We start from the raw sequence: 26,587 nt of genomic DNA, 5'->3' as shown, positions 1-26,587 counted from the left end.
ATTGCGCGACATGCAACGTAACATAAAAGGTAAACCTACCATGAATTTTTCACAGAATCCTCGCCCTCATCGACGTGGCTTCACCCTCATTGAACTGCTGGTGGTCATCGCCATCATCGCAATCCTGATCGCCTTACTCCTGCCTGCTGTCCAGCAGGCCCGGGAAGCGGCTCGCCGCTCCACCTGCAAAAACAGCCTCAAGCAGATCGGCCTGGCGCTTTACAATTACCACGATACGCACGGCACGTATCCTCCGGGCTACATCGCACGAGGTGTCGTCAACAGTGATCCCAGTTCTTCTGAAACCGGCTCCGGTTTTGCCTGGGGCGTCATGTTGCTCCCGTTCCTGGACCAGGCTCCGCTGTATAACCAGCTCAACCTGAATCTGAATGCTACCGTTTCTCCCAATATCGATCTCGCTGACCAGGTTGTACCCATCTTTCGCTGTCCCAGTGACACCAACCAGGGCGTCTTCTCGGTCACCGATGGTTCTAACACCTACCAACTGTCTTCTGCGAACTATGTGGGTGTTTTCGGGTATGGCAGCCTGACGATGACCCCGGGGAATCCCATGCAGAAAGGGATTCTCTACCGCAACAGTAATGTCAGAGTTCGCGATGTCATCGACGGAACGTCGAATACGATTGTCGCCGGGGAACGCTCTCATCAGCATCAGTTCGTGGGTGCGGCCTCAATCATCGAGGCTGATTCCACCTGGTACGCCGCCATCCCCAACGCCACCCGACCGGCAGGGATGATGAGCATGCCTTCCATGACTGAGGGGCCGGCATCCCTGATTCTGGGGCATGTCGGTCAGCCGGCCATGATGAGTATGATGGCCATGCACCATCCCCCCAACACCACGAACCACATTGCCAATTTCTCCAGTAAGCATGAAGGGGGAGCCCACTTCCTGCTAGGCGACGGGGCGGTCCGCTTCCTCAGTGAGAACATGAGCTACGAGACCTTCCAGCGACTCGGAATGATCGCCGACGGCAACCCCATCGGCGAGTTTTAAGCTTCGGTTTCTCAAACCAAAAGTGTCTATACCAGGGCTGAAGTTCAATGCGAGCTTCAGCCCTGTTTCTTAAACTGGCCTGCAATCATCACTTAAAGCTACCCGGGCCTTCGGTTTTCTTGGCTGGCAATCTCCCGACCGACGGGGAGTTAACATAGTGTAGAACTTGCGCATCTCCGTTTACTTTGGCAGGCTGTTTCCGGGGGCGACTGACGCATTTTTAGACAGGCTGGAACCCCCAGCCCCGCCAAGGGTTGGGCCCAGGATTCTGCCCGTCTTCAGACGTGGGAAATACTTGTTTCAATTTTTGTAAATTCCACGCAAAATGATCGATTTATTTCTTGTATTTTCTCCCCCTTTGACATAATAATCTCGAACTTTTAAAAAAGCGTACCGATATAGGCATTACGATTCGAAATCGTCTCGAACAGTTTCATTAAAAATCGGATGCCTGTTTTTTTCTGGCACCTCAGTGGAGGGTTTATGAGTTGCATAAAGGAAGACATCTTCTCATTGATTGTCGTAATGTCTCGCGGGACATTTGTCTAAACGACCAACTGATTCTGGAAGCCATGGCACGTGGAGCTACCCGTGCTGGTGCTACTGTGATCTCACAGGTACGATATCACTTTGGTCATAATTCAGCACCGGGCTTCACCGCGATGTGCCTTCTTGATGAAAGCCACTGCTCAGCCCACTGTTACGCCGACCTGGGCTTAATCGCTCTCGACGTCTTCACCTGCGGCAATACTGATCCGAATGACGTTCTCCGTTACATTCGGGAAGAAGTCGATCTGGGTGACGTCAGCATTCTCGAAATGCCCCGGTTCCCCATTCCAAATGGGCAACCTGCGCTTCAGGAACCAGCCGGTTCCCACTGCGAAGCGGATCAGGTTGTTGCTCTGTAAATTCCCACCTGAAAGTTCCTGACGGGAACCACTCCTGTATCTATTGATTACAGCTGATAAACCGTTCCCACTCTGGAAATCTGAAAGGCGTTGAATTACGGTATAAACATCGCATCATGCCAGGTGCGCTTTGAAGTCTGTATTCAGACAAGGAGCGCACCTGACTGAGCGTTGTTTTCTTTTTTTGCGCCCCGCATCAACTCACGAAGGAAGAGTGAATCATGAGTGGAGATCGAGAGTTCCACGACGGTCGAGGAGACGGCTTAAAACCACTGAAAAGCCTGGACCTGTCGAGTGTCAATTCGTTTGGCGAACTGCTGCAGGCCATGTCTGCAACCGCGTTCTCGGGCAGACGCCTGGGGGATGCCTACGACATTCTGCTGGATATGGCACAAGACTCTGAATGCAAAGTCGTCCTCACTCTTTCCGGTGCCATGACCGTCGCCAAACAGGGCAGCATCATCTGTGACATGATTGACCGTGGCCTCGTGCATGCCGTCGTCGCCACTGGTGCCCTGATTGCCCACGGTCTCACCGAATCGATCGGCCTGGTCCACTACCAGTACAACCCCACGGATTCCGACGAAACACTCTACAAAAAAGGCTACAACCGGATTTACGACACCCTGGAAATGGAGTCGAATCTGAATAACGTCGAAAAGCTGGTCCGCTCGGTCCTGAGGGAATCCCAGCCCGAAGATGGCGTCTGGTCTTCGGCCCGTCTCTGCCGGGCACTCGGTCAGCGGCTCTCCGAAATCAACGACGGACGCGGCATCCTCCGCAGTGCATATGAGCAGAATGTGCCTGTTTTCATCCCCGCCTTCACTGACAGTGAAATCGGCCTCGACGTCTCCACCTGGGCCATGTCCGAACTGATCGCCAAATCAGGCAAGCCTCTGGAAGAGCTCGAACAGGAAGAAATTCTCACCGCACTCCCCAGCTTCAACCCGTTTCTCGACCTGCAGGAATATGCCCGCCTGATGCGGGATGCCGTTACCTTCGGCATCTTTACCATTGGTGGGGGAGTTCCCCGTAACTGGGCACAGCAGGTTGCCCCGTATTACGAAATTGCCAACTACCGCCTGGGCACAGAGTGGAAAGAGCCCCGCTTCCGCTATGGCATTCGTATCTGCCCCGAACCGGTTCACTGGGGAGGTCTCTCTGGATGCACTTATTCTGAAGGAGTCAGTTGGGGCAAATTCCTTTCACCCCAGGATGGCGGTCGGTTCGCGGAAGTCTATTCTGATGCCACCGTCGTACTCCCACTGCTGATGAAAGCCGTGTTCGAAAAACTGGACTCCGCTTCATAAACTGTGGTTTGAGGCTTCCACAGACAGGATGAAACTAAGAGCTAGATAACCTGCTCTGGCTCAATCCAGAGCAGGGGACTGGCGAGGATCCTGTTTCAGATAGCGGGCGATCCCCCGACCCAGTAGTTGTCCCACAGTCATGTAACCCTGCGGGTGACTGTGGGGCGTATTCCAGCAGGTCTCGAGCGTAATTCCCACGACATGTTCGCGGGTGGCACTACGTACCCAGTTACTGGAGATCTCTTTCCAGTGTTTGTCGTACTTTGGTCCCGTCGAGGGTGTACTTCGATCGAGCTTCAGAGGCTCTTGCATCTCCTCGCGACAGACTGCAATAAAAGCATCTTGCAGTGCTTTTCTTCGCTGAGTATTCAGTTCAGGAGGCGCAATATAAAAAAACGGCTGTTTCGAACTGGCACCGGGGTTATGTAGATCGACAAACATCACCAGTCGGTTCTGCTTGTCGAACTGTTTCAGCGCCTTCATGGCTGCCTGCACTGCGTTCCAGCGGGGCATCTCAGACCAGTCACGGTTATGATCGTGGGGGACCTGGTTCTTGCCGCCATTCCCGGTCGCCGCATTGTCGATATCCATAATTGGAACGTAGTAGATAACGACCTTTTCCCGCAAAGCCACCGCCAGAGGATCATCGCTCACAGCCCATTCAATGAAGCCACGCCCAACCCAGCTGCCCCCTGTTTCCCAGGCATGCTGGCGGGCCTGAACCCAGATCACCATGCGATCGTCGGAATGTTTCCCATCCGGGCTCACCGCCAGCGCAGGCACACTGCGCCCAGCGCGGGTTTTGCATAATTCAAATGCCGTCACATAATCATATTTCTGGCTCAGGCGATCAACCAGTGTCTGTGCATCCGAGGGCACAAATGGAGGGCCCCAGGCAAACCAGGCTTGTTCGGCATCTACCTGTTGTGTCCAGCGACTGTGGTCCTTCTCCCTGGTTCCAGAACCAGTCTGTTTCCAGGACTTCCCATCGGGACTAAACGCCGCCCGCTCGGGCAGAGCCCAGTTGGCAGACAGCTTCGAGCCGTTTGCCTGTTTGAGAGTACTCGCATCGACCGAAACAGTCAGCGTTTCACCTGGTTTAACGCCGGAGACTTTGAAATACCACCAGCAGGGCCAGCCAAACTGTGGATCTCCGGCAGGACGCACGGTAATCGAACGCGTACGCTGATCGACTTTCAGAACCTCAGCCGAGCCTCCCGGAAAGTCAGCTGTAACGACCAGCTCACCAGCTTCTACAGGAAGAACCAGTAATAACAGTGACAGAATCAGACTACTCTGACGATAACCAGCTGTTTGCATCGACGCTCCCTGTTGCGCAAGGGGATTACTTGAGGATGCCAGACGCCACCTTTCCCTGACCGGGTTCGACCAGTGCCACTGACTGGGCGTTATGTTCGAAATTCAGGCCTTCATAGTTCAGACCGAACTGATGCAGCAGCGTCGCATGGAAGTCATGCTGGGTCACCACATCTTGAACCGCCCGATGGCCGAAGTCATCTGTCGCTCCATGAATGTGCCCCTCTTTGATGCCGCCACCGGCCATCCAGATACTGAAACCTTCCGTGTTATGGTCGCGTCCCGGTTTCTTGCCTTTACCGCGGTCCTGAATGACAGGCAGACGTCCCATTTCGCCGCCCCACTGGACCATCGTGGAATCCAGCAGTCCCCGATTCTTCAAATCGGTTACCAGGGCTGCACACGGCTTATCACAGGTTTTACAACGGGATTCCAGTGCAGCGAAGATATTCTCGTGCATGTCCCAGGCGTAATTCCAGATCTGCACGAAACGGACGCCACGTTCCACGAATCGACGGGCCAGCATACAGGCATCTGCGAATTCTTTGGTCACCGGATCATCGGCTCCATACATCTGATGGGTGGCTTCAGTCTCTTTAGTCAGATCGAGCGCTTCGGTCGCTGCGGTCTGCATCCGGGCCGCCAGTTCATAGCTGGCAATGCGAGCTGCCAGATCGTCTTCGCCGGGATGACGCTGCTGATGGATCTGGTTCAACTCTTTCAGAAGATCCAACTGATTTGACTGGGGCTTGCCGCGCAGTTCGCGTATCGGATTCAGATTCGCAATCCGCGGCTCTGACTTGCTGACCACGGTTCCCTGGTAAATCGAAGGTAAATGGCGGCTGTCCCAGTACGGTGAGCCGACCGGGTTGCGGGGAATCGTAATCGCTACGAACGCCGGCAGATTCTGTGTCTCGGCTCCCAGACCATAAGTGATCCAGCTCCCCAGCGAAGGCCAGCCTTCTCGCCCTCGACCGGTGGTCATGGCCCGCATGCCGGCCACGTGATTCCGAATATTGGGCAGCTGCATAGAGCGAATCAGCGTGATATCGTCAACAATCTCTCCCAGGTGGGGTAGCAGGGCGGTGTTGATCTCCATCCCCGATTCACCACACTTCTCAAACGTGTTGGGAGAGGGCATGATGATCGAAGTCGCCTGACCGGCGTTATCGTATTTGATTCCGTCGCCGGGAAATCTCTTGCCCGCATACTTGTCGAGTGTCGGCTTTCGATCGAACAGATCCAGGTGACTCGGTCCACCACCGCAGAAAATTGAGATCATCGATTTGGCGCGGGCTGGATGGCTGGTCTGCTTCGGCAGCAGATCGTACGTTTTCTCTTCCAGAGCCGGCTTTTCCGGAGCCGCCAGCAGCTGTTCGTCGTTTAACAGCGAGGCCAGTGCCAGTGAGGAGACGCCAAAGGCACTCTGGGCCAGAAAGTGACGGCGAGAACTGGCGGAGTTTTGATTGATAAATTGAGACACGAGAGACTCCCTCTGGAGATCGATATTTATATTCTGTCAGGAAACGGGCGTCATTTCCCGCTTATTCCACATACAGAAACTGGTTGGTTCCAAACAGCACATGACAGACGGCAGCCAGTGCTTCCTCCCGAGGCTGTTTGGCTTTCTTTGTCTGATATTCTTTCAACTGCAGCGCGAAGTTTTTCTCAAGCGCCTGCAGTTCAGCCGGGGAAGGCTCACTACTTAAAGCCAGCTTCCAGGCTGTCTTGATTAGCTTAGTATCGTCGGCGTCTTTCCCTGCCGTGGTGAGTACTCGCTTAGCAAAGGCCTCAGATTGATTCCGCATGAATTCACTATTGAGCAGCGCCAGTGACTGTGTTGCCACTGTCGAAAAGACCCGTCGCTCGCAGTTAGGCTCCATGCTGGGGGCATCAAAGGCATTCAGCATTGTCACCGGCTGTGTCCGCCGGACCTGCACGTAAATGGAACGTTTCAGTTCCCGGCGATCTTTTGATACTTTACCAGCGCCGACCGTAATAATGCCGCTGTCCGCCAATGCAACCGGTACTGGCTCACCAAACTGCTCTCGGTTCAATTCACCGCTGACCGCCAGGATAGCATCGCGGATCGATTCCGCTTCCAGGCGTTGCATTGTCATGCGCCAGTAGAGACGGTTATCAGAGTCAATCGCGGCTGCTTGTTCGGAGTGGGTCGCAGAGGTCTGCTTATAAGTCCGTGAGGTCATGATCAGGCGATGGATGCGTTTGAGCTGCCAGCCCTGTTCCATAAAGTCAGCCGCCAGCCAGTCCAGCAGTTCGGGATGTGTGGGGACGGAAGACCGGGAACCAAAGTCACCCGTGGAATCGACAATCGCCTGTCCGAAATGATGCATCCAGAACCGGTTCATCAACACACGCGCCACCAGCGGGTGCTTTCCATTGGTCAGATAGCGGGCATACGCCAGTCGACGTCCCGTGGTCGGCAGCTGGGGATCATTCAGCTCAAACGTGTTGTCTGCTTTAGAAGAAATCACAGTCAGACCACCGGGAGCGATCAAATCTTTCTCAGGGGAAGAGATATCCCCCCGATAAAAGACAAACGTCTGAGGCAGGTGCTGTGTGTCTTCGGTCGCGACGCGAATGTATTCCGGCTTGGGAATCTGCGCCCGCAGCTTGTCTGCTTCCGCCTTGATATCCTCATAGCGTTTCTTCAGATCGTTTCCGTCTTTGAAGCGTGCCAAAAACAGGTGCAGGCGTCCCGGCACCAACAGGTCCAGCATCGGGTATTTCTGTTTCAGAAAATCCGCCTGCTCTTTCGAACGTTCTTTAACCGCGGTTTCATAAGCGGTGCGCGCCTGTTCGCGGTCTGCCTTGGGGACTTCCTTCAGCACCCGCTCGGCAATCAGCTGGGTCACTTCCGCTTTGACTTTGTTGTGCTCGGCATCCAGTTCCTTGACCTGCGCTGACATCTTTGCAGCTTTGGCTTTATCTTCTGCTGACATCAGGGCCGCCCGTCGACTGGCAGGCATTCGCCATTTTTGATCGTCATACACGGGAGCAATCACCGCCCGCAGACGATAAAAGTCTTCCTGCGGAATCGGGTCGAAGCGGTGATGATGGCACTCCGCACAACCCACGGTCATGCCCAGCAGTGAAGAAGACATGATCTTCACCGTCTCTGTAATCACCTGGTTGCGTGCGATGGCAGGATCCATGGGACTCGAGCCGGTCCCATCGGGAGCCAGCCGCAGGTAACCGGTCGCGGTCAACTTCTCACAGACCGCGGGATCCTGGTCTACCAGTTTCTGAGCCGTTGCATGCGTGGCTTTGACCATTTCATCGCCGGCGAGCTGCTCGGTGATAAACTGATCCCAGGGCTTGTCTGCATTCAGAGAGCGAATCACATAATCCCGGTAATGCCAGGCATCGGGACGGATAATGTCTTTGTCGTTGTAGCCTTCTGAGTCGGCATAGCCGGCAACATCCAGCCAGTGCCGTGCCCAGCGCTCCCCATAGTGGGGTGATTCCAGCAGCCGATCGATCATCTTTTCGTATGCGTCAGGCGACTTGTCTGCCAAGTAAGTATCGACGTCTTCCGGAGCAGGGGGGAGTCCGGTCAGGTCAAAGGCGGCCCGTCTGATCAACGTCAGTCGATCTGCTTCTTCAGAAAACCAGAGGCCGTTCGCTTTCAGCTTTCGTCCGATAAAAGCATCGACCGGATTGACTGGCTGCTTTCCATTTTCTTTTTGTAACTGGGGCAGTTCGGGCAGAGCAACTTTCTGAATGGGACGAAACGCCCAGTGGGAGCGTTCGTCGCTGGTGATCAGGAAGTCGCCCGGCTTGATGTCCCCTTCGGGTTCCGACCCCTCTGTCTTTGCCCCCTGATCGATCCATTTCGCAATCAGAGCGACTTCTTCTGGTTTGAGTCGCAGTTTCTCATCGGGGGGCATGTCTCCCGATTCAACGTACTGAAACAGCAGGCTCTCTGCATGTTTACCGGGAACGACAGCCTCTCCGGAATCGCCGCCCTTCATAATCAGGCGACGTAACCGCACATCCAGTGCACCGGAAAGTTCTTTCTCCTCGCCATGACAGTGAAAGCAGTACGCCTTAAAAATGGGCCGAATGTCTTTTTCAAAAGTCACTCGCGAATCAGCGGCGGAGCTCGATCCACTCCCGAGGAGACAGGCAGAAACAGCCGTCAGCAGGAAAGCGATGGCGCGGATATACAAGGCAGGATTCCTTTTTCAGAGGAAACACATTCAGGGCGGGAGTTAAATCACATAAAAGCTGTGAAATTAACTGTTTTGGTGAGGTTCTATAGTACCCTATATCGGCAGCCGCGTCAAATTATTTAAGTTTACTTAGAAGAACAACCGTCAACCATGAAGTCATCAATAAAAGGAGTTTTATTCCCGTACCAGCGACTCTTGCATCGGTTCATCGGGAATCAGTTCCTCTTCCTCCATCGCAGGCACCTGCGAACGTTTGGCATAGCGGGCCAGCAGTGCCGGCAGGAAGATGAGATCGCCAAACAGGGCCGAGCCAATCGTCAGGCCACTCATGATGGCGAAGATTCGCTGATCCCGCATGTCGCTGAAGATCACGGTCGAGAAGCCGGCGACCAGGATGACCGTCGTCATGATCAACGCGGTTCCCACCCCTGTAAACGCCTTACGGATCGCTTCGTCATCACTCTCAACCTGGAGCTGTTCTTCGCGGAAGCGGGTCAGGAAGTGAATCGTATCGTCGACGGCAATCCCCAGGCAGACCGTAAACGCACATACGCTGACGATCTCGAGTGCCTGTCCCGTAAAGACCAGGAAGGTCCCCGTTACGGCGAGGGGAAACATGTTGGGAATGATGGAGATCAGCCCCAGTCGCAATGAACGAAACGCGATCGCCAGCACAATCAGGATGATAATCGCGGCACTCCCCAGACTGGACGCCAGATCGACGACAATCTGATACAGGTTCCGCCAGCGCCAGACAGCTGACCCCGTCAACTGAAACTGAAACTCCGGATGCTGGCTTCCGATCTTGGCCAGTCCCTCTTCAATGCGGGTGAAGGTCGGCCCGTATTTAGCAATTCCCAAGTCCTGAACGTGAAAACTGACCGTCGCCTGGTTCCGCTCCGGCGTATAAAACGCCCGTTTCAACGGTGGAGGCAGCAGGTCGATCATTGACATCCGCTCTTCAGGAGGTCCCTCACCAGGTAGCGCTGAGAGAATATTCGCAATCGATATCGGATGACCAATCAACGCTTCCTGGTTCAGCAGTTGATCCACTTCGCTGATGGCAACCAGAACTTCGGGTGAATCCGATTCGACCTCATCCGACCATTTCACTTCGACCCGCGAATGCTCGAGCCCTCCCATCGCCTGGTCCATATGATTCAAGGCAGTCGCTGCTTCCGAACCATCGGGCAACATATTGGCCCGGCGTTCATCGGGACGCAATGTCAGCGAAATCAGAATCAGTACCGCCGTCAGGCCTATGCCCACCTTGCTGATCCACCCCGCACGCTTCAACACCATTTCGATGATCACGCTGATCCGGTTCAGGTTTTTGTCGATAACTCCCTTACCATAGCCCACGTGAATGGAACGCCCCAGCCCGGTGCGGCAGGCCAGGGGAATCACCGTCACCACCGCAATGAAAGTCAACAGCACGCCGACCACACAGCTGTAACCAAATTCGCGGACCGTCTCATGATGAGCCAGCGAAAGCGAACCGAAGCCGATGGCCGTCGTAACCGAAGTCAGAAAGCAGGCCAGTCCCACTTCCTGAATACCACGCCGGGCAGCATCCCTTCCCGATAGACCAGAAGCCCGATGGCGGCGGATCTGCACCATGAGATGCACGCCGTCGGTTAACCCTACCAGACTCAACAAAACCGGCAAAACCACATCGTTAAACGGGTTGTCCTGGAAATCGAAGAACTGAATGATCCCCATCGTCAGAAACACGCCGAACATCGGTGCCAGAGCGACAATGATCACTGCTGTGATTCCCCGGAACAGAATGATGGCCATCAGCAGAATCATCCCATAGCCGATCACCTGGTATTTGACCTTGTTCGCATTATGCGTACGCACCGCGGTCAGATAGATGGGTACGCGGCCCGTGGTCGTGAAGGAAAACTTCACATCCGGATATTCAGTGACGACTTTTTTCGCGACTTCTTTCAATCCGGTCGTACAGGCATCGTCGTCCGTCACATACATCCATTTGAATTTTACCATCAGCAGAATGGTCTGCGCATCTACTGATAACAGCTGGCCGCCTACCAGCGGATGCTTGATTGCCTTCTCCTTAGCGTCATCGAGTCGTTTCTGGGAGGCCCGCTCATTCGGGAGGATCGGTTCCCGCAGGCCGAAGATATTCAGGTTGGGAATATCCTCCAGCCAGAAAACACTTTCCACGTAATCCAGCGATTCGATTTCGGCAACGATCTCCCGCAGGGCCTTGAGGCCGTCGGCGGTGAAGAATTGATTGGAATCAATCACCAGGATCGTATCAGCGTCGGTCAGGCTGATCGGGTCGACATCAGGCGGTGTTTCCCGAACCTTGCGCGGCTTGTCTGCTTTCTGCTGGTCTACCTGGGGAACCGGTTCGGGCTTTGCTGTGAACCAGTCGCGAACTTCCTCGGGCATGGTGTACCCCAGCAGTGCGATTCCACTCAGCAGCAGAATGAACAAAGTTACCAGCAGGGGATGGTCAACCATCCAGACCGAACAGCGATTGAACGTACGAGACACGCGCGATTCACTTTCTCTCAGCGGTAGAATGTTAAAGGGATCAGGTTGAAGATTACCAGGCGCTGAATCTCAACCAGCTTCAGGTATTAGCGAACCTGCAATCTGAGTTCCTCTCTCTGAATCACACCGTCACCGTTATCATCCCGGATACGCCCATAGCGCTGCGTCGCCAGCGGGACTTCTTCCACATCAACGCGTCCATCGCCATTCTTGTCGAACCGTTTGAAAAAAGCAGCGGCACGCTTATCGAGCTCTTTTTTCAACTCCACCTCCCGCTGTTTCTCCGCTTCCGCTTTGGTCAGTTTTTTCTCTGGCTTCTGTTTCGTTTCCTGAGACTTCTGTTTCCGGGGTTCAGCGACTTCAAAGAAAGCAATCGCCATCTCTTCCCAGGTCTGATCGCCCCAGGTCACATATTCATTGGGATCCGGGTTGAACGGATTGTCTTTTGAATTATCGAATTTGACCGTGAACTCGAGCCCGTCGACCGTATCCAGCGACATCGGCTTGCTCAGTTCATAGATATGCTGCCAGTTGAAATCATAATTGGGCACATCAAGCAGAATCTCTTTCTTCTTGTCCTGCTTTGTAAACAGGCGGAAGGATTTCCCGCGCAGATGCATGTGTGGGGCAATCGCCAGCAGTTCCGCGTGCGGAGGTATGCGACGAACCTTCGCCGACACCGGAAAATCACTGGCGTGCGGCGGGATCTCGAATTCCTGATCGATGCCGATCAGTGTAAAGACTTCGTGGGATATCTCCTCATCTTTGCCGAAAATCAAACCGACTTTCGAAATGTCTTCTGCCACCGATCCCGTCGGTGTGTAGTGCATCTGAAATACCAGTTTCGAGCCGGCGGGAACCTTGCGCGCCCGCCCGGGAGGCAACATATTGATCCGCTGTCCCGGCACATAAGCCGTCAACCAGCCAATCCCACGGAAATCGGCTCCATCAGGGGGACGAATAAAAACAATCGCATGATGCACGACCGACCGATTCCCCGGCAGGACCTGTGCTCCGGTGATCCACTTATCCTCTTTGAAACCGGGATCGACGACGAAATACTGATATTCCACGACGCCCTCTTTGGGAACGACAAAGGGGCGCTTCCGCATTTCATAAACGACATCTGGCACTCGGGGCAGGTGCCAACCTTCGCGGAACCTGGGCAGTTCCGGCAGATCCTTGATATCACCATAAGGCATGCCTCCGGCCACCCATTCCCGCAGAATTTCCTTATCTTTTTCGGGCATGAACCGGGCATTCGCGTAATGACCATATTTCGGACTGGCGTGCCAGGGGGGCATCCGGCCATCTTCAATGGTCTCCAGCATCGTATCCGCCCAGCCCCGAACTTCATCGTAGTCGGTCAGACTGAATGGTGCGATTTCTCCCGTGCGGTGGCATTCCACACAATGACGATGCAAGACCCCCGCGACTTCCTTGCAGAAAGTCAGTTTGGTGGTCACTTCATTCTGTTTCACCCGGCCGATGAAACAGCCATTCGGTTTGGTCTCACTCACTTCAATCGGCTTACCCGCCAGCAGTTGATCCAGTGCGTTCTTCAGATCATGCGTGGTCGTCTCAGCCCGTGAGATGCCTGGCAGGTACTGGTTATCGATCCGCCCACGATACCGGACGGTCAGCTGCTGATCCAGTACAAAAACTTCAGGTGTGCGTACCGCATGAAATCGGTCGGCGACTTCGTTGTTATAGTCCTTCGCCATCGGAAACGAGATCTCGTACCGCTTGACGTACTGCTTTACATCTTCCAGAGAGTCCTGCTGATTGCTGTTCACACCGATGAACTGGACGCCTTGCGCCGCATAAGCAGCCTGCATCTCATTCAGCTTGGGACCATACAGCCGGGCCAGCGGACATTCCGCCCCCAGAAAACAGACTACAGTCGCTTTCGACTCTGGCTCAGCCGTTAACTCGACCACTTTACCCTGAGCGGTTGGCAGCCGAAACGTGTGGGAGGCATCCTGCGACGATTTGGTTTTCGTTTCAGCCAGCAGGGAACTGGTGCCCAGCAATGCGAGCGCACACAGGAATGTGAAATTACGACGAAACATCTACGATCCTTCCTCCAGAACAGGTAACGACGGGTGCGTTCATTCTATCAACCGCCCGGAAACCCCCGCAACCCCCACTGTACAGAATAGAGCCCGGCCAGATTGATTGCTCTCTTTCCTTTGGATATACTCGACGTAACTTATAATGGTTTCAGATTTTGGTAAAAGATTCCTGTTTACCTTCATCCGAAATTCACCTGGTTGGCTGCAGTGTGCTCCTGAGGAACAACATAGGAAGGCATCAAAGTGAAAGCTCCACGAAGCGGCGGCGGTTGGAAGGCGATCAAATACAGTCTGACACTGGCAAACAAGGTCGGCTGGTGGAAGCTCTGGAAATCCATGCGGACCCGCAATGCCTGTAAGACCTGCGCGGTTGGCATGGGGGGACAGAAAGGGGGCATGGTCAACGAAGCCGGTCTGTTCCCCGAAGTCTGCAAAAAATCCTTCCAGGCGATGGCCGCCGACATGCAGCCCGCGGTCGCTAATGACTTCTTCGCGAAAAACAACATCGACCAGCTCCGCGCCATGTCCTCTCGCAAGCTCGAATACAGTGGCCGTCTCACCCAGCCACTGCTGCTCTCGCCCGGTGAAAAACATTACAAGCCGATTTCCTGGGACGAAGCCTTCGACCTGGTCGTCGAGCGACTCAAAGCCGCCGGCCCCGAGCGTACTTTCTATTATGCCAGTGGCCGCTCCTCCAACGAAGCCGGCTTTCTCTTCCAGTTGATGTCCCGCCTGATGGGCACCAACTTCGTGAATAACTGCTCCTTTTACTGTCATCAGGCCAGTGGCGTTGGCCTGGGTTCGAGTATTGGCACCGGAGCCGGCACACTCCGTCTGGAAGATCTGGATCACACCGACCTCTACATCCTGATCGGCGCAAACCCTTCGTCGAATCATCCTCGCCTGATGAAGGCCTTCATGGAAATCCGCAGACGGGGCGGCAAAGTCATCGTCGTCAATCCGGTTAAGGAACTGGGGCTCGTCAATTTCAAGGTTCCCAGTGACGTCCGCAGTCTGCTCTTCGGCTCCAGCATCGCTTCCACCTACGTGCAACCGCACGTCGGCGGTGACATGGCCCTGCTGATCGGCCTCTCGAAAGAGGTCCTGGAACGCAACGCACACGACCAGGCTTTTATCGACGCCCACACCGAAAACTTTGACGCTTTCAAACAGCAGGTCACAGAAACCAGTTGGGACGACATCATCGCCCAGAGCGGCGTCGACAGAGAGACCATTCGCAACATCGCAGACCAGTACCTTTCCGCGAAAAACGTCGTCATCGGCTGGTGCATGGGAATCACGCATCATCTGCACGGGACCAACAGTGTGCAGTCGATCGTCAACTTCTCCTTGCTCCGCGGTATGGTCGGCCGCCGCAAAGCGGGACTCATGCCCATCCGCGGCCATAGCAACGTACAAGGTCTCGGTTCGGTCGGCGTCGTCCCCGGTATGAAACAGGCGATGCTCGAACGCTTTGAGAAACAGCTCGGCATCAAGGTCCCCACCACGCCCGGGTACGACACGATGGCCTGCATGGAAGCTTCCCATCGCGGCGAGATCGACTTCGCGTTCTGCCTCGGAGGCAACCTCTTCGGCAGTAACCCTGATACGAAATACGCACTCGAAGCCATGAGCCGCATCAAAACTGTGCTCTACCTTTCGACCACGCTGAATACCGGTCACGTCTGGGGAACCGGGGAAGAAACCCTGATTCTTCCGGTACTCCCTCGTGACGAAGAACCCGAGCCCACGACTCAGGAGTCCATGTTCAGTTACGTCCGCATGAGTGACGGCGGCAAATCCCGCTTTACCGGCCCTCGCAGCGAAGTCTCGATCCTGGCGGCCATCGGACAGAAACTGTTCGCCGGCGATGACCGCATCGACTGGAAAAAACTGGAGAGTCACAGTGCCATTCAGGAACTGATCGCCGACCTGATACCCGGCTACGAAAACATGAAAGAAACTCTCCAGTCCCATAAGGAATTCCACGTCACCGGGCGCGCCGTTGAGGAATACAATTTCCCCACCGAGAGCGGCAAAGCCAAGTTTCACGCCCTCCCGCTGCCCGATCTCTCCGTTGCTGAAAATGAATTGCGGCTGATCACTATCCGTTCCGAAGGCCAGTTCAACAGTGTCGTCTACGACGAGGAAGACATCTACCGCGGACAGGAACGCCGCGACGTCATCCTGATGAACCGAGCCGACATCGACCGTCTCGGCCTCAAACCCGATCAACGCGTGAAAGTCAAAAGCGAGGCAGGGGAGATGCCGTATATCCTGGTCCGCGAATTCGACATCCGCGCCGGCAGCGCCCTGATGTATTATCCCGAAGCCAACGTCCTCGTCCCACACACCGTCGACCCCCTGTCAAAAACCCCCGGCTTCAAATCGACACGGGTCACCCTGGAAGTGGAAGATGTAATTCCAAACTGATTCAGCTCCCAAGCTAAGGGAACTCACTCGAACAGGAATGGTATCAATCGGCGCAGCTTGTTCAAGTCCAGTCCATACCAGTGCTCATACCTGTTTAGAACGCTCAAGAATCCGCAGACTGGCTGAGGGTGTATAGAGAGCAGCCACAAAGGAAAGAGGGATCAGAAACAGGCTGACGACCAGGGCTACCAGCAGATAGCTCAGCAGAATCGCTGTCGAAAAATGACCTGAATTATATAACCCGAAATTGTAGAACAGGCCCACCAGGTAACTCAGTCCGAAACAACCGAACACAATAGCCGTCAGACAACAGGAGCCGGTTTTCAACCCCAGCCTCGACAAACACCGGCTGCCCGTAACCCACAGGCAGAGCAGCCCCAGCAACACACAATACGACATCACACTCACCACATCAGGTTCCCAGAGAGAAATCAAAACAACATTCAGCCAGTGAAATATCGTGCCTAACGATACGCCACCAGAAAAAACCTGCGAAACGGAAACAACACGTTCCCGTTCTGTTGCAGGGGATAAGCAATCGCAAAACGCTTCAGCAGTTCCGCCTCGAACCGGTTGCGGGTGGCTTCATCGGGTAACGCTTCCAGATAGGGTCGCAGTCCCGTTCCCCGGAACCACTCCAGGATGGCCTCGACACTCTCCAGCACGTGGATATATTCAGTCTCCCAGAGTTCCAGTTGGGAACTCAACGGAGCCAGTAGATCGTAATAGAACGACCGCGATTCGCAGCCCAGAGCCTGTCGTGCAGCAGCGGTCGCATCGTGCCAGTCCGGTAGCTGGGAAAGCTCAACCACACAGCGGTGCAGGGGAGACGCATAATGCGCGGGCAGTTGCACAGCCAGTGCCCCACCGGGTTTGAGAAAACTCATCAGCCGGGGAAAGATCGTTTCATGGTCCGGCACCCACTGCAGGACGGCATTCGAAAACAACAGATCAAATGCCTCATCCGGTTGCCACGTGGTGATATCAGCCTGGAACCAGTGCACGTCAGGCAGAGCCTCCCGCGCGGTCTCCAGCATTTCTGTAGAGCTGTCCAGACCACTCAGCTTTGCCTCGGGAAAACGCTGTGCCAGCACCGCGGTACTGTTCCCGGGACCACAGCCCACATCCACAACACGCTCAGGCGATTCCAGCTGTACCCGTGCTGCCAGATCGATGGCAGGCTGCGTCCGTTCACGCTGATATTTTAAATACTGATCCGCATCCCAGACAGGCATCAAGCTGTATCCCTAGCTAAGTTCTCACACAAACACACGACATCGACAAGACAGCCAGCCAGCCTCACAGGTTCGCGTTCATACCGGCATCTTTGCGACAGTCTCAGACTGGTTATACCTTCTGTTTTGCCCCCTCATCCAGAACCTGTCGGATGACGACCGAAAGTTCTCCCAGGTTCGCTGGCTTCTGAATGACCAGACTGCCCCCAGTCAGCGCGGAAGCCGGGATCTTCTCTGCAATCCCGGATAAATAGACCACCTTCAAGCCGGGACGCATCTCCATTAATCGCTGTGCCAGTTCCACGCCATTGATCTGAGGCATGTTAAAGTCGGTACATAACAACGAGATCGCTTCGGTATGCGTTTCGACAGTTTTCAGCGCCTCCACCGGCCCCAGTGCCCGGAGCACCTTATACCCCAGTCGGCTCAAGAGTGCTGATATCGTCGACAGCACAATCGGTTCGTCATCGCAGACCAGAATTGTTTCCGAACCACCGGCCATCTGCTTATTGTTCGTGGGAGTTTCGGTCTGCCTGGTTTCTCTCGCCTTGATGCGCTGATCCTGCGGTAAATAGACTCGAAATTGAGTCCCTTCTTCCGGCTGGCTTTCTACTGAAATAAATCCGCCATTGTCAGACAGATTACGCTGGACGGTGGACAACCCCAGTCCGGTCCCTTCCGCTGCAGGTTTGGTCGTAAAAAACGGTTCGAAAATTCGCTCCAGAACTTCGGACGTCATCCCACAACCGGTATCCGCCACAGTCAGAAGCGTATAACTTCCAGGCAGACATCCACCCTGATCAGCCATCTGAGCTGCGGTGAGACTCACATTCTGAGTTCCTAAAATAAGCTCGCCGCCTGAGACCATCGCGTCTCGCGCATTGACGACCAGATTCATCAACGCCTGCTCGATCTCGGCTTCATCCGCCCAGACCATCCCAGCCATGGGTGACAGATCCAGGATCAGTTTAACGGAATCTCCCAGGATTCGTTGGATCATGGCACGATGATTCATGATCAGTGCATTTACATCAAACCAGGAAGTATTCGGGGCTTTCTTCCGTCCGAAAGCCAGCAGTTGTTTAACGAGTTCCGCAGCACGTTCGCCTGACTTTTGAATCTCCCGCAAGGGTTCTCGAAAGTCTTCCGGAATCTGCTCCTCAGGTGTCAGTAACAACAGTTCTGCATTCAAATTGATGCCGACGAGAATATTATTAAACTCGTGCGCCACTCCCGCTGCCAGCTGGCCGATCGCTTTAATCTTCTGGCTGTGTTGCAGCTGAATCTGCATCTGCCGATTTTGTTCTTCGGTCTGCCGCTGTTCCGTCAGATCCTTGATCATTAACAGCAACAGCGGTTCATCGTCACTTTCAATAATCCAGGCGGAACAGTCCATGATCCTTTTTTCACCACCATTGATGAGTGCTACTATTTCCTGCTCATAGACGTGCCCGTTTTCACACACACTCTGAATGATCTCTTCCCAGTAACTGGCATCCGGAAAGAACTGCAGTTCATGGATCGTATTCCCAACCACCTCTTCGCGTTGATAACGTGTGGTCGTCAGGAATGATTCGTTGACATCGATCACAGAGCCTGTCGACAGACTCAGAATTCCCTTGGCAATCGGGTTGAGTCGAAAGATTTTGGAAAATCGCTCTTCCGAGATTTGCAGCGCCCGTTCATTCTCCTGTCGCCTGACTTCATTCCGATAATCGGTGAGCAGCGTCCCCGCAGCAGCCAGCAGTGGTTTGATAAACTCAATCAGAGCTGCGTCATAACCAGACGGACAATTTGCGATTCCCGCTACCCCTGAAAGTTCTCCCTGGGAGAAAACGGGGAGCACCAGAAACGATTTAATCACACCGACATCAGATCTACCCGCTGCCGTAGTGTCACCCTCGTAAGCCCTCTGAATATCGTTAACGATCAGCGACTCTTTGTCTGTTATGATCCGTTCAAACAATCCCTGCTGTTCAAAGAATTCCCGGGTTCGATTCTTCTCGACTTCCGCACAATCCCAGTCAGCAGTCAGTGACGCGCGATAACAGCTTGCCCGGGGAATCAGTTCATAGTTCCCTACTTTTGATTGACGGACCTCTCCAAAAAAACCGGACTCACTTTCTGTGATATTTAAAAACGTCTGCAACAGATCGTCAAATACCTTATCCGGATTCGTATCAGAGATGTATTGTGACAACAGCCTGCGGATAGTCTCGATCAGGTGAATCGATTTCCGCAGTTTCTCTTCATACAGCACCTGCTGGGTAATGTCAGTGCGGACTCCGGAAATACCTCCTTCTGCCGTCCTCTGTTCGGAAATCTTTAGCCAGCGCCCATTGCACAATTTCTGGCGAAAACTGCCTGCAGGATTCTGGTGCTGGCATATTCGTTCCTTAATCCATTCCTCTTCCCGGCCGACCGCATCAGCTACCTGTCCCCGGTAGGCTGAAATCCGGATGTGATCCTCGAAACGCTGTCCAGGCACCAGGATATCCCGACTCTCACTATAGATCTCCAGGTACTTCGAATTACACATCACCAGCCGATCATCCGAATCATAAATTACGATACCCTCGGTCAACGATTCGATCGCCTCCTGCAGATGCTGCCGCAGCCGATGAGACTCCTGTTCGCTTTTCTGTAAGTCTGCTTCAATCCGGACATGCTCGATCGCAATCGCTGCCAGGTAAACCGCCTGTTCGATTAGATGCCGGTGATAATCGGTCGGCTCCCCCGGACTGTGATAATAAATCGCAAATGTCCCCAACACCGCTCCCGTGGAAGAACGAATCGGAGTCGACCAGCAGGCGCGCAGATTATGTTTCAAAGCCAGGTCTTTATAGTCTTTCCAGAGAGGGTCCGTCTCAATATCCGTCACCACAACCTGCCTGTTGTGATAGGCAGCCGCACCACACGAACCCACTTCCGGCCCAATCGGAGCCCCATCGGTAAGTCGGACATATTCCTCCGGCAGATGCAGCGTAGCGCCGTTGCGCAGTCGGTTTTCTTCATCCACCAGCAGAATCGAACAGACCATGTCCTCGCACTTCGACTCCAGATATTCGATCAATGTCGTCAAAGTATCTGTAAGTGAGTGCCCTTTGCTGATCAGTTCCAGGATCAAACTGACCTCAGGTAAGGTTTCTGATGACCGCTGCACAAGCACCTCACTCCCAACAGGATCGTGATTAAAACAAACTGGGACACTCTCTGGATGAGAATCAAAATCATCTCATCAGTACGCAACCTCGCACATACTCACAATCGGGGTTCTCACGACAACATTTACTAGGGGACATTTTAATCCGAATTAACAACAGACCAATACCACTTTGGGCTTCAACGGATATTTCGGATCAGATTACTTTTATCACAGCTGCTGACTTCGGCCATGAAAACTCTGTGTAATACGAACAGTGACTTTCACCTGAGCTCAGGCTGCCGGAACCGCGTCAACAGACCGCTCAAACCACGCGAACCAAACACCAGTAAGAAACCCAGCAGCAGTCGGCAGGCGACCGCCACACACTGAGCCTGCAGGGTCGGGGGGATCACGGCATAGTTGCTGGCTTTTTTCAACTGAAACAGTTGATACAGCACGCTCCCCAAATCGGTGATCCCCCAGGTCAACACCAGCAGCCCCACCGCGGAAAACAGCACCGCTTGAATCTGCTCGACAGTTGGTTTGGATGAGGAAGCTTTAGCATCAATCTCCGGCAGCAGATATTTGACAATCGTCCCGGCTCCAAACCAGAGCATACAGGCCACAATCGTATAAAACGTGAACGGCATCAGTTGCAGATAAAACATCGCTGCCTTCGATGCCGGAAACTCAGCCCCCGCTCTGAAGGCCACTAACGTCATGATGAACGATGCCACGGTCTCCAGCGCCTTGATCGCATAGAACAACCCCACCAGTCGACAACCAATATAAGCCACATCTTCTTTTTGCATGAAACTCTCTCCCGCCGAATCGTATCGGCTTCTCAAACATATATTTTCATCCAGTAATTATCATATCAGAACAACACTGCCAAAGTGAGCTCCGCGTCTCATTGGGAATAGAAACCGGTTCATTTTCTGACTTCCCTTTAGCATCAACGCAGTCGGCCCGAATCCGGATTAAATTATCTCGGCAACCACAAACCGCCTGTTCTGTTTCGTCATTCGTTTTTATCACTGAACCTGGCTCACCGGTACATGCTCAGATTGCACTTGATCATCACTCTCCGAATCGTAAAGTGTTGCAATTGTGCTTCGCGCGCGAGGCGGACGATGCGTGCACTGGAACACGACGCTTAAGTGACCCGGCTTCACCTGAATCACCGTCGATTTTTCCAGTTTTTCACCGGAACAACCCGCATCGGTTCTCCCTGTCTCGTACAATTTCAAATCATTTCGGAGCACATTCAACCGATTTCGCAGATAACTCACAGTATACTCACTGCATTTCCCGAAGTACTCAAAGCACAATTCCCTCTTGACGCCCACCCGCAGTTCCACAAAATCATTTCTATCGATCATCATCACTGTCGTTCTCTATCAGAAATCCGCACTACCGAATTGCCAGGTCTGGCAAGGACCAGATAGCCAGAATCAGATGGTATGACAGGTTCCCGACATCGCATAGCTGAAAAACAGACACCGATGCAGTGCAGCAGTGAAAACCAGGAGTCGTTTTAGAGAAATGTTTGAGTTACCCGGATCAGCAGGAACTGAGTCGCAGGGCGTCAGGCCCGTTTGAAACGACTTTGGTATATAACATCCTCTCCAGCTCACTCAGATCGACACGACTACCGGCGCCTTGGCTGCCATCAGTTCCGCCAGATCACGAAAAGTTTTCAGTTCACCAAATTTCAACTGCGTGCCTCCCAGTCGCTGAAGTTCCCAGCGAAACAGCAGATACATCAGGAAAAACACCCCTGGTATTAATAGGAACCAGGGACTGCGCATCCCCAGAGAAAACATCAACGCGAAAGGCAGCGTCCCCGTCATCCAGAGCAGACTCAGATCGGCCCCTCGATACGAATCCCCATTCAGAATCTCAGGTCGGGGGAGAGTCCCCGGCGACAGATTGGCAATTTTATAGAGGAAGGTCCGGCCATACTGATAAGAATACGCACTCAAATCTGTCGAAGGCGAAATCTCAGACACATCCGCGCCAGCTTCCTGTAACAGAGCCTGGATCGTCAGAAACGCCGAGGCAGGGCGACATGGTTTCCCGAAAAACGTCTCTTCACGAATCACGGGGGCAGATGCATGCCGGGCGATCAACTCACACACACCTCCCAGAGTTTTCTCATCCTCGGGCTCCAGCACCTGCTTCCATTCTTCATCCGGCAGATTGATCTCCCAGAGTTCATTCTCGGCCTGGCCCAGAGGCCGCCAGTCAAGCAGGTCCATCTGTTCCCGCCACTCTTCAACCGTTGATTCGAAGGTCAATTCCTCTCGTGGGAGCATATCAAAATCAAGCAGAAAATAGAGTCGATGCTGTTCCCGAAACACCGACAGCACATATTTTGCAGTCACTGGTTCTTTTAATATCAGCAGATCGCCATCCATATCATACTCCCGTTCTGATCCAGCTCAGACCAGTTCCCAGTAGACTCCCAGGTCTTTGTATTGCGTTACTTCATGCCATTCGACAGACGCCTCATTCACCACATAAACCATCAGGGCCGCCGCGATATTGAGAATAACCAGCGATGCGTCTAACGCAATCCCCCAGCGACTGGCCACCAGCAGTTCATCCAGTGTTTCAGCACGCGACATATAGTATGATGTAAAACATCCGACAACATTGCTCAGCACCCACGCAGACCACCAGAACGGTAGTACTTTGCTGTCGCTCGGTCGCTGTCTGAAGGCTTCGTAGATCTCTTTCATAATCAGATAGGGCTTCCACATATTCAACACCGGAATCAAATAAACCCCTGCCGCCCAAACCGGCGAAGCCGTTGGTTTACCGGCTTCCACACAGTGCGCATTACGACACATTCGATAGACCCACATCAGAAACAGTATCCCGAGAACAATGTTGAACCCCAGTTGCGTCACATTGATCAGAAAGAGATGCACCAGAAGGGAACCTGCTTCATCCATCTTCACATCCACACCATTCTTCGCAGACATCAGCAGTTCATACTGCTGATAATTCTTGACAACCGCCACTCCGTCCAGAATCGCTGACAGGAGAATCAAGCTGATCAGAACATCCGTGAATCCGGTGGACTTTTTAAAAATATAATTCGACATCTCAAAGATCATACTCTTTCTTGTGCACCATTCACACTCGAAACACAGCACGCTGGGCAATCAGTTCCGACAGATCTCTAAAGGTTCGCAGGTTCCCGAATCGTACCCGGGCCGGATCACGTTCTTTAGTACCATAGGCAGCAATCACCAGGCATGCCAACAGAAACATACACAACAGATAAGCTGCGGTCCCATACCCAACACTCAGAGGGCACAGGAGGAGATAGAATAAGATAGCCGCGGTTCCAATCCAGTTCGTATCGCACACCGGTCTTTTCACCCGCACCGTAGGTAAGCCCCCCGGGGCCAGTTTGGCGATCGGTCCCAGAAACAGATCCAGGTGTTGCCGTGTCAGTTTCGATAACGAAGTCGAGGGAGCAACGTCCGCGACATCAACACCAGCCTCCTGCAACAGCGAACGAATCGCCAGAAAAGCAGACGCAGGTCGACACGTTCGACCGATAAAAGTCTCCAGTGAAATCACCGGCATTGTCATTCGCACGGCGATCCGTTCACAAAAATCGCGCACTGTGTGCATCTGAGGCCCCGATACCACCTGCGTCCAGTCTGACTCGCTCAACCCCAGCCAGTTTTTAGTAAATATACTAATCAACGCCGAGTCATAGAGTTGGCAGGCCTCAAATAGCGTGTCCAGTGGAGAATCGAGTGTCACCGGGATTTCTTCTTCCTCGGAAATATTTAAACTTTTGCTCCACTCCTGACGCGACTGATCCAGCAGCACCTCCAGCACATACTCCGGCGTCGCCGGCGCTTCGATGAGAGAGGATGATGTTTGTTGCATCGTTTCGACTTTCTTATGGTCCCTGATCTGTCACCAGCCTGCGTCGCCGATTACGGGAAATTCTGAGAACGATCAATAATACCACCGCACCAGCCAGCATGACATAGAGCAGAGCCCTCTGAACCAGTTGGGCAACCGGAAGCCCCGTTTTTGCTTTGAAGCCAGATTGTGCGACTTCCGGATCCGGGGCATAAGGTAACGTTGGATTCTTATAATATTTCAAATTGAATTCATGATCCAGATTTTTCCCGTTTTCAGACCAGCGATGTTCATCCGCTTCAATCCGGGAGTAGTATTCTTCTGCCGTTTTAATATCCTGCTGTAATTCCGTTTCCAGCTCACTCAGTTTTTTTCCAAACTGCATCTGCAGCGCCTCGGCAGCTTTCGTTCGATATTCTTCTTTCGCTTTCGTCTCGGGAGCTTCATAGGAGGCCTTCAAGTACGCCCGTGCAGCCAGCAGCTTGGAATCATCCTGCTGTCCATTCGACAGCAGCAGATCACCCAGCGCTTCCAGCAGGATGGGCGAACGATAATTCCCAAAACGCATCATGCCCAGGACACCTTTCACAGCCTTGCGGATTTCCGCCTGTCTGTCTTCTTCCGGAATCTGTTGCTGTTCGAATACAAACGCAGTAAACCCGTTGTTTCCTCTTTGCTTTAATGGCAGGGTCGCTCCCTGTTCCCTCTGCCGAATCACATATTTCACCAGCAGCTTCTGATAGATCTCACGACCGAAATGGGCTTCCGGGTTGATTTCAATCGCCCGTTGAATATGTTCCAGCCCCTCTTCGTACCGACCGGCGTGAATCAGGAACGTCCCCAGGTTCGCTTCCGACTCATAGCGGCCTTCATCTGGCCAGCTCGCCATTTTTTCCTGAATGACCTCGATCGCCCTGTCATGTTCTCCCAGCTTTTCATACGCCACCGCCAGATCATCAAAATCAGCGAGTGACCGTTCTGCAGATGGTTTCGCACTCCGGTCTTGAACACGCCATTGATAATAAGCCTCGGAATGTCTGAGAAAATGACCGGCAATCAGTTCCTGCGCGTAAGGAAACCGTTGCCGCTCCATCTGCAGGGTATCGTAATCCCAGAAACAGGCGGGCAGGGGAGTCGGCGCCAGCAGCAACAGCACACACACTTGAATAAGTACAATTCCCCGTCGCATCAACAAGTCTCCAAGTCTCACATCCCGGTCTGAAACATCCCCCGGAAGAACTGAACGGCACCAAAAATAATCGCGCCCCAGGCAACTACGTAAGAGCCCCCTTCGGAAGCAGCGGAATACGTCAGTGCGGTAACCACGATCCCGCCGATGCACCACAGGGCGCCAAACATCATGTTTTTCTGACCGGCTTCTTTCGCCTGTTGATCCCGCAGTTCATTCAACTGCGTCACGATGATGCCCGCTGATTCTTCATCGACGCCTTGTTCCATCAGTGCCTTCTGGATCTCCTGATTCGACGCGCCGTCCCGCATCTTCTCTGCAGCGAAGTGATAGACAGCCTGGATCATTTCATCCTGCGACGCCGCTTCTGCGTTACTCATAGCTCATTTCCCCTGAAGTGATGTATTCATTCGTGCTAACGTAGAATGCAGAAGACCACGTCGCGCGCTATTGTGCTTCTGCCGCGCCTGTACTGGAGCCAGCACAGAACACTCACACTTATACCATACTGATCACCAGTTCAAAAACGTTTTCAGAGAGAAACGTAATTAATCTCAGGAATTCCCGCAGTCGTTATCTGACGCCACGATTCTCAGATGTGTGCACATCAATCTTGCGCCTCAGCGCGTGCCAGCACTACGCCACCAGCTCATTCCAGATGCTCGCGCAGCGTTTCGGTGTTCGTGAAAATCGATTCCACACACTCGCTCAAATCCTCGGATGCGATATGCGAGTGCCCGATATTCACCAGTTGCGAATGCACCGATTGATCCTCTTCATTCATAAAACATTCGAACGCCGCTTCGACCAGACCCTGCGCATATTTCGGACCGACTCCCAGTGCCGCCAGTTGTCCCGCCACACTCGCATTGATGTCCTCCACATCCATCAGAAAGATGACACGCCCCACACCAAACGCATAACCATACAGCGTAAAGCCCAGCACCTGCACCAGCAGCTCGTCTTCTAATTCCCACCGTGCGTCAGAGGTCACCGCCTCCATCAACGGATTCGTTTTCTCCTCCAGTCGCTCGTTCATGATTTCTCCTCAAGTCTGATTTCAGTCACAACCCCGTTTTCAGAAACACAGTCCACAATTCCGCGTGCCTCAACAAATCCTTTATTTTTGAGGTAGTAACAAAATTCGATATAGAGTCGACCGTGCTCTTCTCGAACGACCTTCCCGTATAGAAAAACGGTCAGTATCGCCGTCATGCCATCATTGATGGACCTGCCACGCTCCAGCCCGGCAAAGCATTCCGCCAGCACGCGTTCTTCGCACCCTTTCAATTCTTCCCGATACTTTTGAGTGAGATACATCGATCTGAAAAAAGTCAACAC

20 protein-coding genes are annotated in these 26,587 nt (G+C 53.4%); 4 read left to right on the top strand and 16 right to left on the bottom strand.

What is annotated here, in order from left to right; translation table 11 throughout:
- The first annotated feature begins 40 nt into the window (after nucleotides 1-40).
- The 3 genes from HG66A1_RS13895 (at nucleotide 41) to HG66A1_RS13885 (ending at nucleotide 3,236) form a co-directional block, all read left to right on the top strand.
- On the top strand, nucleotides 41-1,018 hold the full coding sequence (locus tag HG66A1_RS13895) for a DUF1559 domain-containing protein (RefSeq protein ID WP_145184814.1): 978 nt from the start codon (nucleotides 41-43) through the stop codon (nucleotides 1,016-1,018).
- 488 nt (nucleotides 1,019-1,506) lie between these two features.
- On the top strand, nucleotides 1,507-1,926 hold the full coding sequence (locus HG66A1_RS13890) for an S-adenosylmethionine decarboxylase family protein (protein ID WP_187781962.1): 420 nt from the start codon (nucleotides 1,507-1,509) through the stop codon (nucleotides 1,924-1,926).
- A 221-nt stretch (nucleotides 1,927-2,147) separates the two neighbouring features.
- Nucleotides 2,148-3,236 (top strand): deoxyhypusine synthase family protein, encoded by a 1,089-nt coding sequence (locus HG66A1_RS13885; protein ID WP_145184811.1) that lies wholly within the window; start codon nucleotides 2,148-2,150, stop codon nucleotides 3,234-3,236.
- A gap of 60 nt (nucleotides 3,237-3,296) precedes the next feature.
- Here HG66A1_RS13885 and HG66A1_RS13880 read toward each other — a convergent pair whose 3' ends face one another.
- The 5 genes from HG66A1_RS13880 to HG66A1_RS13860 all read right to left on the bottom strand — a co-directional run bounded on the left by HG66A1_RS13880 (nucleotide 3,297) and on the right by HG66A1_RS13860 (nucleotide 13,347).
- A complete protein-coding gene (locus tag HG66A1_RS13880; protein ID WP_145184808.1) occupies nucleotides 3,297-4,556 on the bottom strand; it encodes a M14-type cytosolic carboxypeptidase in 1,260 nt (419 codons plus the stop codon).
- Nucleotides 4,557-4,581: 25 nt separating this feature from the next.
- Entirely contained in the window at nucleotides 4,582-6,036 is a 1,455-nt protein-coding gene (locus tag HG66A1_RS13875) for a DUF1501 domain-containing protein (protein ID WP_232106828.1), read from the bottom strand.
- A 61-nt stretch (nucleotides 6,037-6,097) separates the two neighbouring features.
- Entirely contained in the window at nucleotides 6,098-8,746 is a 2,649-nt protein-coding gene (locus tag HG66A1_RS13870; protein ID WP_145184805.1) for a PSD1 and planctomycete cytochrome C domain-containing protein, read from the bottom strand.
- Nucleotides 8,747-8,923: 177 nt separating this feature from the next.
- Nucleotides 8,924-11,275, bottom strand: a complete 2,352-nt coding sequence (locus HG66A1_RS13865; protein WP_232106827.1) for an efflux RND transporter permease subunit — start codon at nucleotides 11,273-11,275, stop codon at nucleotides 8,924-8,926.
- 86 nt (nucleotides 11,276-11,361) lie between these two features.
- Nucleotides 11,362-13,347 (bottom strand): redoxin domain-containing protein, encoded by a 1,986-nt coding sequence (locus HG66A1_RS13860; protein WP_145184802.1) that lies wholly within the window; start codon nucleotides 13,345-13,347, stop codon nucleotides 11,362-11,364.
- Between the two features lie 246 nt (nucleotides 13,348-13,593).
- On the opposite strand from HG66A1_RS13860, the gene HG66A1_RS13855 reads away from it, so the two are divergent.
- On the top strand, nucleotides 13,594-15,783 hold the full coding sequence (locus HG66A1_RS13855; RefSeq protein WP_145184799.1) for an FdhF/YdeP family oxidoreductase: 2,190 nt from the start codon (nucleotides 13,594-13,596) through the stop codon (nucleotides 15,781-15,783).
- Between the two features lie 84 nt (nucleotides 15,784-15,867).
- Here the strand turns inward: HG66A1_RS13855 and HG66A1_RS13850 are convergent, their stop codons facing one another.
- From HG66A1_RS13850 to HG66A1_RS13800, 11 genes are all read right to left on the bottom strand, one after another.
- Nucleotides 15,868-16,218: a hypothetical protein gene (locus HG66A1_RS13850; protein ID WP_145184796.1), complete on the bottom strand. Its 351-nt coding sequence runs from the start codon at nucleotides 16,216-16,218 to the stop codon at nucleotides 15,868-15,870.
- A 29-nt stretch (nucleotides 16,219-16,247) separates the two neighbouring features.
- A complete protein-coding gene (tam, locus tag HG66A1_RS13845) occupies nucleotides 16,248-17,018 on the bottom strand; it encodes a trans-aconitate 2-methyltransferase (RefSeq protein WP_145184793.1) in 771 nt (256 codons plus the stop codon).
- 112 nt (nucleotides 17,019-17,130) lie between these two features.
- Entirely contained in the window at nucleotides 17,131-20,181 is a 3,051-nt protein-coding gene (locus HG66A1_RS13840; RefSeq protein WP_197997140.1) for a GAF domain-containing protein, read from the bottom strand.
- Between the two features lie 263 nt (nucleotides 20,182-20,444).
- Nucleotides 20,445-20,975, bottom strand: coding sequence for a hypothetical protein (locus HG66A1_RS13835; protein WP_145184787.1), 531 nt, complete (start codon nucleotides 20,973-20,975; stop codon nucleotides 20,445-20,447).
- Between the two features lie 825 nt (nucleotides 20,976-21,800).
- Complete coding sequence (locus HG66A1_RS13830) at nucleotides 21,801-22,583, bottom strand: hypothetical protein (protein ID WP_145184784.1); 783 nt, start codon at nucleotides 22,581-22,583, stop codon at nucleotides 21,801-21,803.
- Between the two features lie 24 nt (nucleotides 22,584-22,607).
- Complete coding sequence (locus HG66A1_RS13825; protein ID WP_197997139.1) at nucleotides 22,608-23,276, bottom strand: DUF4328 domain-containing protein; 669 nt, start codon at nucleotides 23,274-23,276, stop codon at nucleotides 22,608-22,610.
- A 31-nt stretch (nucleotides 23,277-23,307) separates the two neighbouring features.
- On the bottom strand, nucleotides 23,308-24,078 hold the full coding sequence (locus HG66A1_RS13820) for a hypothetical protein (protein WP_145184778.1): 771 nt from the start codon (nucleotides 24,076-24,078) through the stop codon (nucleotides 23,308-23,310).
- A gap of 13 nt (nucleotides 24,079-24,091) precedes the next feature.
- On the bottom strand, nucleotides 24,092-25,246 hold the full coding sequence (locus HG66A1_RS13815) for a hypothetical protein (RefSeq protein ID WP_145184775.1): 1,155 nt from the start codon (nucleotides 25,244-25,246) through the stop codon (nucleotides 24,092-24,094).
- Between the two features lie 17 nt (nucleotides 25,247-25,263).
- Nucleotides 25,264-25,626, bottom strand: coding sequence for a hypothetical protein (locus tag HG66A1_RS13810; protein ID WP_145184772.1), 363 nt, complete (start codon nucleotides 25,624-25,626; stop codon nucleotides 25,264-25,266).
- A gap of 269 nt (nucleotides 25,627-25,895) precedes the next feature.
- Nucleotides 25,896-26,285 (bottom strand): hypothetical protein, encoded by a 390-nt coding sequence (locus HG66A1_RS13805; RefSeq protein ID WP_145184769.1) that lies wholly within the window; start codon nucleotides 26,283-26,285, stop codon nucleotides 25,896-25,898.
- Nucleotides 26,282-26,587, bottom strand: a complete 306-nt coding sequence (locus tag HG66A1_RS13800) for a hypothetical protein (protein WP_145184766.1) — start codon at nucleotides 26,585-26,587, stop codon at nucleotides 26,282-26,284. The genes HG66A1_RS13805 and HG66A1_RS13800 overlap by 4 nt, the downstream gene beginning before the upstream one ends.

The sequence above is a fragment of the Gimesia chilikensis genome, from assembly GCF_007744075.1.
Taxonomy (GTDB): Bacteria; Planctomycetota; Planctomycetia; order Planctomycetales; family Planctomycetaceae; genus Gimesia; species Gimesia chilikensis_A.
This window is presented reverse-complemented; position numbering and strand designations above follow the sequence as displayed.